Annotated in this window: 13 protein-coding genes; 9 read left to right on the top strand and 4 right to left on the bottom strand. The window is 61.9% G+C overall.

The window, feature by feature from the left end; translation table 11 throughout:
* The first annotated feature begins 65 nt into the window (after positions 1-65).
* The 4 genes from IVB22_RS23975 to IVB22_RS23960 all read left to right on the top strand — a co-directional run bounded on the left by IVB22_RS23975 (position 66) and on the right by IVB22_RS23960 (position 4,544).
* The gene (locus tag IVB22_RS23975; RefSeq protein WP_247519716.1) at positions 66-1,349 is read left to right on the top strand and encodes a cystathionine gamma-synthase family protein; all 1,284 of its coding nucleotides are present in this window, start codon (positions 66-68) and stop codon (positions 1,347-1,349) included.
* Between the two features lie 137 nt (positions 1,350-1,486).
* Positions 1,487-2,524: an aldo/keto reductase gene (locus IVB22_RS23970; RefSeq protein ID WP_247519715.1), complete on the top strand. Its 1,038-nt coding sequence runs from the start codon at positions 1,487-1,489 to the stop codon at positions 2,522-2,524.
* Complete coding sequence (locus tag IVB22_RS23965) at positions 2,524-3,390, top strand: amidohydrolase (protein WP_247519714.1); 867 nt, start codon at positions 2,524-2,526, stop codon at positions 3,388-3,390. The genes IVB22_RS23970 and IVB22_RS23965 overlap by 1 nt, the downstream gene beginning before the upstream one ends.
* Positions 3,387-4,544 (top strand): epoxide hydrolase family protein, encoded by a 1,158-nt coding sequence (locus IVB22_RS23960; protein WP_247519713.1) that lies wholly within the window; start codon positions 3,387-3,389, stop codon positions 4,542-4,544. Before IVB22_RS23965 ends, IVB22_RS23960 begins: the two co-directional genes overlap by 4 nt.
* A 16-nt stretch (positions 4,545-4,560) precedes the next feature.
* Here the strand turns inward: IVB22_RS23960 and IVB22_RS23955 are convergent, their stop codons facing one another.
* Together IVB22_RS23955 and IVB22_RS23950 are read right to left on the bottom strand one after the other, a co-directional pair.
* Entirely contained in the window at positions 4,561-5,502 is a 942-nt protein-coding gene (locus IVB22_RS23955) for a GAF domain-containing protein (RefSeq protein WP_247519712.1), read from the bottom strand.
* 127 nt (positions 5,503-5,629) lie between these two features.
* On the bottom strand, positions 5,630-6,424 hold the full coding sequence (locus tag IVB22_RS23950; protein ID WP_247519711.1) for a class II aldolase/adducin family protein: 795 nt from the start codon (positions 6,422-6,424) through the stop codon (positions 5,630-5,632).
* A 161-nt stretch (positions 6,425-6,585) separates the two neighbouring features.
* On the opposite strand from IVB22_RS23950, the gene IVB22_RS23945 reads away from it, so the two are divergent.
* Positions 6,586-7,596: a glutathione S-transferase N-terminal domain-containing protein gene (locus IVB22_RS23945; protein WP_247519710.1), complete on the top strand. Its 1,011-nt coding sequence runs from the start codon at positions 6,586-6,588 to the stop codon at positions 7,594-7,596.
* 19 nt (positions 7,597-7,615) lie between these two features.
* Here the strand turns inward: IVB22_RS23945 and IVB22_RS23940 are convergent, their stop codons facing one another.
* Positions 7,616-7,762, bottom strand: coding sequence for a hypothetical protein (locus IVB22_RS23940; protein WP_247519709.1), 147 nt, complete (start codon positions 7,760-7,762; stop codon positions 7,616-7,618).
* Positions 7,763-7,961: 199 nt separating this feature from the next.
* Between IVB22_RS23940 and IVB22_RS23935 the strand changes: the two genes are divergently transcribed.
* Positions 7,962-9,074: an alkene reductase gene (locus IVB22_RS23935; protein ID WP_247519708.1), complete on the top strand. Its 1,113-nt coding sequence runs from the start codon at positions 7,962-7,964 to the stop codon at positions 9,072-9,074.
* 11 nt (positions 9,075-9,085) lie between these two features.
* On the top strand, positions 9,086-10,069 hold the full coding sequence (locus tag IVB22_RS23930; protein ID WP_247519707.1) for a tripartite tricarboxylate transporter substrate binding protein: 984 nt from the start codon (positions 9,086-9,088) through the stop codon (positions 10,067-10,069).
* A 24-nt stretch (positions 10,070-10,093) separates the two neighbouring features.
* Here the strand turns inward: IVB22_RS23930 and IVB22_RS23925 are convergent, their stop codons facing one another.
* Complete coding sequence (locus IVB22_RS23925; protein ID WP_247519706.1) at positions 10,094-11,008, bottom strand: LysR family transcriptional regulator; 915 nt, start codon at positions 11,006-11,008, stop codon at positions 10,094-10,096.
* A gap of 148 nt (positions 11,009-11,156) precedes the next feature.
* Between IVB22_RS23925 and IVB22_RS23920 the strand changes: the two genes are divergently transcribed.
* Together IVB22_RS23920 and IVB22_RS23915 are read left to right on the top strand one after the other, a co-directional pair.
* Positions 11,157-12,335, top strand: coding sequence for a cytochrome P450 (locus tag IVB22_RS23920; RefSeq protein ID WP_308200449.1), 1,179 nt, complete (start codon positions 11,157-11,159; stop codon positions 12,333-12,335).
* A gap of 10 nt (positions 12,336-12,345) precedes the next feature.
* A complete protein-coding gene (locus tag IVB22_RS23915; RefSeq protein ID WP_247519704.1) occupies positions 12,346-12,663 on the top strand; it encodes a 2Fe-2S iron-sulfur cluster-binding protein in 318 nt (105 codons plus the stop codon).
* Positions 12,664-12,667 lie beyond the last annotated feature (4 nt).

Raw genomic sequence — 12,667 nt, 5'->3', positions numbered from 1 at the left:
GGAGAGTTTATGCCGCCGATGGTGCGCGTCGGGCTCGATGTTCCCTCAAGACAGCGAGAGAGGCCATGGTGAAACCGTTTCCGTCGAAGACCCATATCGGCAACCACGTGCTGCATCCCGAAACGCTGATGCTGAACTACGGCTACGATCCGCAACTGTCGGAAGGAGCCGTCAAACCACCGGTCTTCCTGACCTCGACCTTCGTCTTCAGGACCGCCGAAGACGGACAAGACTTCTTCGATTTCGTCTCGGGCCGGCGCGAGCCGCCCGAGGGGACGGGCGCGGGCCTCGTCTATTCACGGTTCAATCATCCCAACAGCGAGATTGTCGAAGACAGGCTCGCCGTCTACGAGCGCGCAGAGTCCTGTGCGCTGTTCTCGTCCGGGATGTCGGCGATTGCGACCGCGATTCTCGCATTCGCACGGCCGGGCGACGTGATCCTGCATTCGCAGCCGCTCTATGGCGGAACCGAAACGCTGCTTGCGAAAACGCTTGCAGGCTTCTCGATCAGCGCGGTGGGCTTTGCCGACGGCATCGAAGAAGCCGCTGTCGAACTGGCGGGGGACGACGCCATGCAAAAGGGGCGGGTTGCGATGATTCTCATTGAAACCCCGGCTAATCCCACCAACGGCCTGGTCGATATTGCGATGGTCCGCCGCATCGCCGACAACATCGGCGAGGCGCAGGGCTACATGCCGATCGTCGCGTGTGACAATACGTTGCTCGGGCCGGTGTTCCAGCGGCCGATCGAACATGGCGCGGATCTGTCGTTGTATTCGCTGACCAAATATGTCGGGGGCCATTCCGACCTGATCGCCGGCGCTGCGCTCGGCTCAAAGGCCCTCATGAAAGACATCAAGGCGTTGCGAAGCGCGATCGGCACCCAACTGGATCCTCATTCCTGCTGGATGCTCGGCCGCTCGCTCGAAACGCTGGGCTTGCGGATGGAAAAGGCCAACCAGAATGCACGGCTCGTGGCGGATTATTTGCGCGACCACGACAAGGTAGGGAGGGTTCACTACCTCGCTCATCACGACGAAACCTCTCCCGCCGGCCGTCTGTTCGCGAGGCAATGCACCGGCGCGGGATCCACGTTTTCGTTCGATATTGTCGGCGGCCAGGCCGCCGCATTCAAATTCTTAAACTCGCTGCAGATCTTTAAACTTGCGGTGAGTCTGGGCGGTACGGAATCGCTTGCCAGCCTGCCGGCAAGCATGACCCACTCCGGCGTTCCGGTTGAAATCCGTCAAAAGATCGGTGTTCTCGACTCCACGATCCGATTGTCGATCGGCATTGAGCACCCCTCTGATCTGATCGCAGACATTACGCAGGCTTTGAATCAGGCGTAGTTGCATGTGAGGCTTGCCGTTCATGCGTCGGATTGACTTCCGCTCGAGGCTTGTCGGTGGCAAAATCACTCTCCAGCCGGGGGCTGAAACGGTTAAGAAAAGGCGCATCGCCGCGACGGGGCAAAGGGCCGGTCAATATGAAACCAGTATTCACACTGCCGCGCCGTGCCCTTGGTCGGACGCGGCTTCAGGTTTCGGTCCTGGGATTCGGAACCGCGCCGCTTGGTGATCTCTTCGTGCAACTGGATGACGACGCGGCCATCGATACGGTGGAACGCGCGTTCGAGCTGGGTATCAATCTTCTCGACACTTCCCCGCACTATGGCAACGGCCTCGCCGAACATCGTTGCGGCACCGTGGTCAGGCGCGTGCCGCGCCAGGACATCATCGTTTGCACCAAGGTCGGCCGCTGGATGGACCCGTTTCATCGGCGAGCCGACGGTTCCGGCTTTGTGGGAGGGCTGCCGCACCGGGCAATGTTCGACTATTCCTATGACGGCACCATGCGTTCGGTGGAACAGTCGCTGTTGCGGCTGGGGACCGACCGGCTGGACCTGTTGCTGATCCACGACGTCGACGTCTGGACTCATGGCATCGACGCGATCGAGGAGCGGTTTCGCGAAGCGATGGCTGGTGCGTATGTGGCGCTGGACCGGCTGCGCGGAGAGGGCGTTGTTGCGGGCATCGGGATCGGCGTGAACGAGGCCGAGATGTGCGTGCGTTTCGCGCAGGCCGGATCGTTCGACACCATGCTGCTCGCCGGGCGCTATTCCCTGCTGGAGCAGCCGGCGCTGGCGGAGTTTCTGCCGCTTGCGCAGCAACAGGGAATCGGTGTGTTGCTCGGCGGCGTATTCAATTCGGGTATTCTGGCAACCGGGCCGGTGAGCAGGGCCAAATACAATTATAGGGATGCGCCACCCGAAGTCCTGACAAAGGTGGCGCAGATCGAACGTGTATGTGGTGCGCATGGCGTTGCCCTGCCAACCGCGGCGTTGCATTTTGCTCTGGGCCATCCGGCGGTGGCGAGCGTTGTGCTGGGAGGCCAGACTCCGCAGGAGGTCGAGCGCAACGTCGCCGCGCTGTCCAGCAAAGTGCCAACCGCGCTATGGGCCGATCTGAAGGCCGAGCGTTTGCTGGATGCGGAAGCGCCCGTTCCGAAGCCGGTAGGCGGCTGATGCGGATCGATGCGCATCATCATTTATGGAGCCTCGCTCGGGGCGATTATGGCTGGCTGACGCTCGCGCTCGCTCCGATCCATCGTGACTTTTCGCTTTCGGACTTGGCGCCGCACCTCGCCGCCGCTGACATCAAGGGGACGATTTTGGTGCAGGCTGCGCCGACCGAGGCGGAGACCATGTTTCTGCTCGACATCGCAGCGAAGGGGCAGGTCGTGCGCGGCGTGGTCGGCTGGACGGACTTTGACGCAGCCGACGGCGAGGCGCGCATTGATGCACTCGCAGCCCACAAACTCCTGATTGGGTTGCGGCCGATGGTGCAGGACATTCCCGATGACGATTGGCTGCTCCGCCCTGCCTTGGCACCGCTATTGGCGGCGATGGCCCGGAACAGCCTGGTATTCGACGCGCTGGTGCTGCCGCGCCACTTGTCGCGACTGCTGCGGGTCGTTGATGATCATCCTGAGCTGCAGTTCGTGCTGGATCATTGCGCCAAGCCGCGACTTGCAACCGGCGAGCTCGCGATCTGGCAGGGCGATATCGCGTCGCTCGCCGAACGCCCCAACATCGTCTGCAAGCTATCGGGTTTGGCGACCGAGGCCGCACCAAGCTGGCAAATTGCGGATCTACGGAAGGCCGTGGATCATGTCGTTGCGTGCTTCGGGCCACATCGCCTGCTGTGGGGAAGCGACTGGCCGGTGGTCAATCTCGCGGGCGGTTATGAAAAATGGCTTGCCGCCGCCGAAACCCTGCTGGCCGGTCTGTCGCCGGATGAAAAGGCCGCTATCTTCGGCGGTAACGCGGCGCGCATCTATCTCTCGCGCCGGGGAGTAGCTTCGGCTGAGGTACGAAAGGTTCTTTCATGAGCGCTGAAATCAAACCCTATCGCATCTCGATCGGCGACGACGTGCTCGACGATCTCAAGTCGCGGCTGCGCAACACGCGCTGGCCGGAAGCCGAACTGGTCGAGGACTGGAGCCAGGGCGCACCGCTGAAATGGATCAAGGACATTTGCCACTACTGGGCGCAAGAGTACGATTGGCGTGGGCGCGAGGCGCGGCTCAATCGCTTTGCGCAGTTCACCACCGAAATCGACGGGCTCGACATTCATTTCCTGCACGTCCGTTCGCCGCACCCGGAAGCGATGCCGCTGGTCATCACGCATGGTTGGCCGGGTTCGGTGGTCGAGTTTCACAAGGTGATCGAGCCTTTGACCGATCCGACCGCGCACGGCGGCAACGCCGCCGACGCGTTTCACGTCGTTTGTCCCTCACTGCCGGGCTTTGGCTTCTCTGAGAAGCCGAAGACAACCGGCTGGGGCGTCGGGCGCATCGCGTCAAGCTGGGCGGTGTTGATGGATCGCCTTGGATATCAGCGCTATGGCGCGCAGGGCGGAGACTGGGGATCGGCGATCACGACCGCAATCGGCGCGCAGGACGCCGAACATTGCGCCGGCATTCACATCACGCTAGCGATGTCGACGCGGCCCAACGTGGAAGGGCAGCCGACGCCGGAGGAAGCCCGCGCCCTGAACGGCATTCAGCATTACGCCGATTGGGATTCCGGATACTCCAAGCAGCAATCGACCCGGCCGCAGACACTCGGTTACGGCTTGACGGATTCGCCGAGTGGACAGGCCGCTTGGATTCTGGAAAAGTTCTGGGCCTGGACCGATTGCGACGGCCACCCCGAGAACATCCTTGGCCGCGATGAACTGCTCGACAACGTCATGCTCTATTGGGTGACGGCGACCGCCGCCTCGTCGGCCCGCCTGTACTGGGAGAGTTTTGGGCCCAAGCGTCGCACGCCGTTCAAGGTGACGATACCGACGGGCGTCGCCGTGTTTCCCAAGGAGATCGTCACGCCGGTGCGGAAATGGATGGAAGCGAGCTACACGAATATCCAGCACTGGAGCGAAATGCCGAAGGGTGGTCACTTCGCGGCTTTCGAGCAGCCCGATCTGTTCGTGCGGGAGGTGCGGAACTATTTCAGGACGCTGCGGCAGCCGCCTGTATTCTGATCAGTTGCGCGGCCGCTCAGAGATACCAGGCGAGCACGGCCTTGAGCAGGGCGTTCTCGATCACCGGAAGAACGACGATCTGGTTCATGCCGGCAGCGCGTGCGAGCTGCGCCGCGATCGATTCATCGACCTTCAGATGTTCGTTGATGGCCGGCATGCCCGTCGCCCAGGCACCGCCGATGCTGCCTTCGCCCTTGCGTATGGTCTTTGACGCATAAAGCGAGGCCAGGTCGGCATTCTTGCTGCAATCGCCGGACTGAAACACCAGTTCCGTTCGCGACGGGTTCGGCACCCAGATCTCAAAGCGTCTCGCGATCGGCGTTGCCTGCGCAGATAGGAACGTCATGACCCAGGTTTGCTCCGGCGGCGTCACGTAGGGAATGCCGACGCCGCAATTGATCCCGATTTCGCTCGCTTCCTCCCAGCGCAGAAAACTCTTGGCGTTGTGCAGGTCCTTGATGATGAGCGGCATGCCGGCTTTCCAGGCACGGCCGGGCAGCCCGAACCCGCGCGGGAATTTTGTGTGTCGGGAATTGAATTCGAACATGTCGGCGGTGCCGTAATAGCCGTCGACGAGGCCCATCTCGTGGGACTTCTCCGGATCGTTGTGCCAGAGCTCGATGGCGCCGACGTGCTTTTCGTCGTCGCCGCAGAACAGCACCATCACGGCCATCAGGAATTCGCCGGCGAAGACCGGCAGCGCCACGCCGCAGGTCAAGCCGGCTTCGATCGCCTCGTCCGTGCGCTTGAAGTAGGAGTTTGCGAATTCGGTGAGGATGACGGGATGCCCTGCGGCCCAGGCCTTGCCGGGCAGGCCTTCGTCATAGGCGAACAGGGCGTTTTCGCTGACGGCCTTGAACTCCGCGTACTCTTCGCTGCAAAGACAGCCGCCGAACTCCAGGCGCGTGCGGGTTCGGTCGGGCACCCACAATTCAACCACGCGAATGAATGTCTTCATCGGACGCACCTGTCACTACGCCTGACATCAGCATCGGCGATTTAGCGACGGTATGTGCGATCAAATTACAGGCAGGCGCCGCCCAAAGATCGTGCGGAGGCGGCGTACCTGACGAATGGATGAACTTTCAGTTCCGATAAGACGGATCAGTCCGATCGAGCTTGCGCAGCAGCGCCGGCCAGGCGAGGTCACCATTACGGGCACCCCGGCCGGGTTTCGGTTGCATTCTCTCATAGGTGTCTTCGAGGATATTCTGCGGCGGGTAGATCAGCTTGGTATTGCAGGACAACGCCATGACCTGAACCTGGCAGGCACGCTCGAGCCGAAACAGGACGTTGAAGGCCGCCGGCACGGTGCGGCCGACGACGAGCAGACCGTGGTTGCGCAGGATCATGGCTTCATTGTCGCCGAGGTCTCTCACCAGCCGCTCGCGCTCGTCGACATTGTCGGCGATGCCTTCGAAATCGTGATAGGCGATGTGGAGAAACCGCATCGAGGTCTGGGCCAGTGGCAGCAGCCCGCATTCCATCGCCGAGACGGCCATGCCGGCCGGCGTATGCGTATGCGCCACGCAGTCCATGTCGTGCTTGGCCATGTGGATGGCGCTGTGAATGACGAAGCCGGCGACGTTGACGTCGTAGTCCGACGCATTGAACAGCGTGTTGCCGTCGACATCGATCTTGATCAAGCTGGAAGCGTCGATCTCCTCGTAGAGCATCCCATAAGGATTGATCAGGAACTGGTCGGTTGTCCCGGGCACACGGCAGGAGATGTGGTTGGCCACCATCTCGGTCATCCCGTACATCGCGGTGAGCCGGTAGCAGGCCGCGAGATCGACCCGCGCCTGCCATTCCTCCGCGCTCACCTGCTCGCGAACCGATTTTACGACCTTGACGGCGGGCGAACTGACGGGAGGATTCATGGCGTTTCTCCACGGTTGAATTATTGGGCCGGGCGGGGCCGGATCATTGGCCGGCAGGATAGCTGCAAAATTCGCTGCGCTGCAAGGCGAGCACCGCAGGCGTTATTGCAGGTCTGGCGGTTAAAATTCGAATGCGCTATGGCACGGACGAGGTGAATGCCATGACTGAAGGACGCTACCGGCTGATCGGCTCGACTGCGTCGCCTTACGCCATCAAGTTGCGCGCGCTGCTGCGATACCGGAGGGTTCCGTTCGACTGGGTCATCATGACCAAGGCACTGCGCAAGGCGACCGAGCATTTGCGGCCCAATCTGATTCCGGTGCTGCAGTATCCAGACGGTACCTATCGCGGCGAGACCACGACGCTGGCCTATGATCTGGAGAGCCGTCACAAGGAGCGCTCCGTTATTCCCGACGATACGTCGGTCGCGTTTATCTGCGATCTCCTGGAAGACCTCGCCGACGAATGGGCGGTGAAGCCGCTATTTCTCTATCGCTGGTGGGATCCGGAAGATCAGGCCTACGTCGCGCGCTGGGCCGGCGAGGAATGGTCGGTGTCGGACGCCGAAACCGGCAGCGCAGAGGAAATCGAGCAATTCCGGAAGCGGCAGATTTCGCGCATGGTCATTCTCGGCGCGACGGCGGAAAACAAGCCGCTGCTGGAAGAGAGTTTCTTGCGGATACTCGCGGCATTCGAGCCGCATGTCGGGATGACCAGTTATCTGTTCGGCAGCCAGCCGTCGCTCGCCGATTTCGCGTGGTTCGGCCAGCTCAGCGAGATGGCGACCGATCCGACGCCGATGCGGATCATGCGCGCGAAGGCGCCGTTCGCCGATCACTGGGTGCGGCGGCTGGATGATGCATCGGGGGTGGAAGGGGAGTGGTACCTGCGCGAACAAGCGCTTGGTGGCATGGCCGAAGCGCTATTGAGAATTGCCGGCGAACTCTATCTGCCGTTCCTTGTCGCCAATGCGGAGGCCTTTGCCAAAGGCCTCGAGCGGCTGGAGATCAATGTTTGGGGCCTGCCTTATGCGCTCGCGCCATTCAAATATCAGGTGAAGTGCCTGCAGCAGCTTCGCGACAAGTTTTCCGCCCTCGATGTGGAAAGCCGGGCTGCGCTGCGGCCGGTGCTGGAGCGCACCGGGTGCTGGCAGCATTTGGCCAGTAACTAGTTAAAGCACGAGGCCCGCTTCACCTCCCGTGGCGGCTGCCCAGCGCCGTTGCGATCGATTCCGGATTCCTGATGCGCTCGATCAGCACGTCGATGCGATCGCCGCCCCAGAACAATTCGCCGTTGAAGACCATGGTCGGCACGCCGAACCGCCGACCCTTGCGCATGCGTTGGCCGCCAGGGTGTCGCGCTGCGCCATGGAATCCCGGAGCCCCGATAAAGCGTTGGGCGCGCAGTATATTACGTAAATGCTAATTTATTTCGAAAATTATTGCTAACGTCAGACGCTAGTCATAGAGTGCAGCAACGGTTGGAGCAGGAATCTGCCCCTTAAGCCGGAGCGCGCGCTCTCAGGGACGAGATGTGATGGCCAGAAGTCTGTTCGATCCCGCGTCATTGGGCGCCCTGCGACTTCCCAACCGGATCATCATGTCATCGATGTCGCGTGATCGCTCGCCCGGCGGCGTGCCGACGGCTCTCAATGCCTCTTACTACGCGCAGCGCGCGACGGCCGGGCTCGTGGTTACCGAGTCAACCGCCATTTCGGCCCGCGGCGTAGGCTGGCCGAACACGCCCGGCATCTACACCGAGGCTCAAGTCGCAGGCTGGAGCGCCGTCACCGATGCCGTGCATCGCGCGGGTGGACGCATTTTCTCCCAACTCTGGCATTGCGGGCGCAACTCTCATTCGCTGACGCAGCCGGGCGGCGCGCTGCCGGTGGGGCCATCGGCCATTCTGCCCCCAGGCACCATTCGCACAGCCGAGGGCCGTAAGCCGCTCCAGGTGCCGCACGAATTGTCGGCCGATGAGATCGCCGGCATTGTCGAGGAATATCGCGCGGCCGCGCGGAACGCGCTCGCGGCCGGCTTCGATGGCGTACAGGTGCACGCGGGCAACGGCTTCTTGCTCGACCAGTTCCTGCGCGACTCTGCCAACCGGCGCACCGATGCCTACGGCGGTACGGCGCAAAACCGCTGTAGACTCCTCGTCGAAGTAGTGGCTGCCGTCTGTGAAATCTGGAGCCCGGAGCGCGTTGGCGTACGGTTCTCACCCGCGAATCCGACAATTTATCACTTGCGGGACTCCGATCCGGCGCGGTTGCTTGCCACAGCGCTTCAGATGCTGAGTGAACTGCGTGTCGCCTACGTGGACATAGTGGAAGGCTCCACCACGACGGAGCCCGCGACCCACGAACTCGATTACGCGACGCTGCGTCGCAGCTTTACCGGCCGCTATGTGGCCAACAATGGCTTTTCCAGCCGCGCGCACGCTGAACGCGCGCTCGCGAGCCATGCCGACCTGATCTCGTTCGGAAGGCTCTTCATCGCCAATCCCGATCTGCCGCGCCGGCTGAACACTGGTGCGCGCATGAATCCGCTGAATCAGGACGAACTCTATTCCCCCGACCACCGGGGCTACACCGACTACCCTTTCCTTGACCAAAACAACGATCAGAACAACGCCACCCCGGCTCCATAGGAGGAACACCCGTGAAATCGACCAAATCCGGACACTCACGTCGCGCCGTTCTTCGCTCTCTTCTTGCGGCTCCCTTGGTGCTGAATAGCCCCAGAGCCCTAGCCAAAGCCGGCTATCCAGATCGTCCGATCCGTCTCGTCATGACGCTGCCGGCAGGTACATCCGCCGATGTCATGGCCCGCTTTATTGCCGAGAAGCTCCATGCCGAGCTGGGTCAGGCCGTGTGGGTGGACAATCGCCCTGGAGCCAGTTCCAACATCGGCTACCAGGCCGCAAGCACCGCGCCGGCCGACGGCTATACACTGCTCTACGGTCTCCTGTCGGTGATCCTCAATCAGTATCTCTTCAAGACCTTGCCGTACAAGCCGGCGGACTTCACGCCGATCATCCACTTGCTGGACGTGCCCTTCGTGCTCGTCGTGCGCGCCGAATCGCCTTATCGTTCGGCTCAAGAATTGCTCGATGCCGCCAAGGCAGATCCGGATAAACTCACATACTCATCCTACGGCCTCGGCTCTGCCAATCATGTGGCCGTGCTTCAAATGCTTCAGTCCACCGGGGCAAGAATGATCCACGTCCCGTACAAAGATGGCGGCTTGAACGATCTCCTGGGCGGACGCATCGACTGCTCGTTGGACGTGACGGCCACGACCATCCCTCATATTGCCTCGGGCGCCTTGCGCCCGCTGGTCGTATCTACACGCCAACGGCTTGAGGAACTCCCCAACGTGCCGACGTTCGAGGAAGCGCGGCTGGGCGCGCCGCTTTATTCCTGGAACGGCATCTTTGCCCGCGCCGGCACCCCGCCAGAGATCATCAACCGCTTGTCCTCCGCGCTCCAGACGATCACCGCCAGGGACGACTTCCGCAAGAAGGTGAAGGAGTTCTTGCAGATTCCGCAAGGCGGCACGCCCGAACAATTTGCGTCGTTCCTGGCACAAGATTCGAACAACTGGGGCCCGATCGTCGCCAAAGCCGGCATTCGGATTGAATGACCTGCTGCGAGAGAGCGAACTTATCTATTTGGCTGCGACGGCGCTCTCCTTGGCCACTTCGGCGAGCAGACTGCGTGCCCATTTGTGGAGACCCGACTTGGCGGTTCTCGCGCTCCAGTACATGTCGATGCTGATCGGAACGCGAAAGGGCAGCGGAGCGATATGCAGACCACCCTGCATGGCGCGCGCCAAATGATGTGGGATGGCCGCGATGAGACTGCTGCCGGGAATAATGCGTTCCAGGCTGTCATGACTGGGCAGCGTGATCGCCGGCTCCAGCACGATTCCCTTGGCCTTGAGGACATCGATGTAGAGCGGTTGCCATTCACCATTGTGGGTTACGAACACATGTTCCGCCTTGCAATAGGCTGAAAGCGTGATCCGGCCGCGGGCGAGAGCATTGGCGGGATCCATCACGCACACATAGTGGTCGGTGAGGATGTGTCGGCGATAAAAGTTCTCGCCGATGATCCCAACCGGACCAAGGACGATGTCACACTGGTTTTGTTTGAGGTGGACATTGCCGTGTCCCGCCGCGTCAAGCAGCACCAGCCGCGCGTGCGGCGCCGCGCTTCGCAGTCTGGCGCTGAACTGCGGGATCAAAGTCTGCCGTTCGTGATGGTTGCAGGAAATCGTGATGGTACCCTTCGCGACCGCCGGATCGAACTCCGCCGGCGAAGCCAGTCCCTCGATTTGCCCGATCGTCTCCCGGGCCCAGAGCACCAGAGCCGCACAGCGTTCGGTTGCGGTGACGCCGTTGCCTTGGCGAACGAAAAGTGGGTCCTGAAAGGCGCCGCGCAATCGTTCGACCGTGTAGCTGATCGTGGACTGGTTGACGTTGAGCCGCTCCGCGGCCGACGAGAATGATTGCAGGTCGTAGACCAGGACGAGCGTGCGCAACGCGCCGATGTCGACCGGATCAAGCGAGTTGATCGTCAAGGTTCTGCCTCCACGCACGCGTTTCCCGGCTGCCAGCCTAGCACAGGTCATGCAATATTTCGATAAACTACATTCAGTCTATCGAATTGAGTGATCAATCGGCGCTGGATACGCTCCTCGAAAGAATTTTTCAGGGAGGAGGAAGATGATGAGCGCCGTACCAGTGGTCGCAGATATCTCTTATGACGCTCTGCTCGACGATCCCTATCCCATCTTCCGTCGCGTTCGCGACACGGCTCCTGCCGTCTTCGTGGCGGCAGCCAACCTGACGCTCGTCACGCGCTTCGATGACATCATGAAGATCGAGCGCGATCCCGCGACCTACTCATCCGACAACCCCGCTTCCCTGGTCAACAAGGTGATGGGACCGACCTTCATGCGCAAGGACGGCGCGGAACACGCCGTGGGGCGCAAGGCGATCGAGCCTTCTTTCCGGCCCGGCACGATCAAGGAGCACTGGGCGCCCAAATTCGCCGAAATATGCGAACGACTGCTCAACTCCGTGATCAAGGCGGGCGAGGCGGATCTCTTCCCGGCGCTCGCCGCGCCGATGGCTTCGCTCAGTCTGATGGAAATGATCGGCTTCAAGGAGATGCCGTGGGAGACGCTGGCATTGTGGTCGCAATCGCTGATCGACGGCGCGGGGAACTACTCACGCGATGCCGAGATCGAGCGGAAGGCGATGGCGGCGGGCGCCGGGATCGATGCCGCGATCGAGGCAGTGCTTGACCATCACCGCGAACACCCCAACCCGTCGATCTTGTCGTCCATGGTGCGTGCGGATCCACCGATGCCGATCGAGGAAATCCGGGCCAACATCAAGGTGATCATCGGCGGCGGGCTGAACGAGCCGCGCGATGCGATCCTCACGCTCACCCTCGGCCTGCTGGCAAATCCAGCGCAAAAGCACAGCGTTCTCGCCAAGCCGGAACTATGGCCGACCGCGTTCGAGGAGGCGGTGCGCTGGATCTCGCCGATCGGCATGTATCCGCGCCGCGTGACGCGCGAGGCCGATCTGTCCGGCGTGACGCTGCCGGAAGGCCTGCAGATCGGGCTCTGCGTCGGCGCGGCGAACCGGGACGACAGGCGCTTCGCCGATCCGGACCAGTTCGACATTTTCCGGCCCAGGCAATCGCACCTGGCCTTCGGTGCCGGAGCGCATTTCTGTGCGGGCACCTGGGTATCGCGGCAGACCGTCGGGAGGATCGTGGTGCCGATGCTGTTCGAACGCCTTGCTAATCTTCGGTTGCGCGATGATGCCCCGCCCGTGCTTCGGGGCTGGGTATTCCGCGGCCCGGTGTCGCTGCCTGTTCGTTGGGACGCCTGAGGGAGGAACAATGCCGAAGATCATCTTTATCAACGCAGACGGGGCCACCCGCGAGGTCGTCGCCAGCACAGGCCAGTCCGTGATGGAGGCGGCCCTCGCCGCCGGCGTCAGTGGAATCGTGGCCGAGTGCAACGGCGCGGCCGCCTGCGCCACGTGCCATTGTTACTTCGACTCAAACGCCGGGTGCACCGGCGAAATCGGCGAGCACGAGAACGAGATGCTCGGCTTTACGGCCTCGGAGCGCACGGCAGATAGTCGCCTGAGTTGCCAGGTGCGCGTCGTGGCGGAGATGGAAGGCATGACGATACGCGTGCCATCCGTGCAATAAGGAA

Origin of the sequence: Bradyrhizobium sp. 190 (assembly GCF_023073415.1) — a bacterium.
In the GTDB taxonomy this organism is placed as follows: domain Bacteria; phylum Pseudomonadota; class Alphaproteobacteria; order Rhizobiales; family Xanthobacteraceae; genus Bradyrhizobium.
Note: the sequence above shows the minus strand (reverse complement) of the source record. Positions and strands in the feature narration are given on the sequence as shown.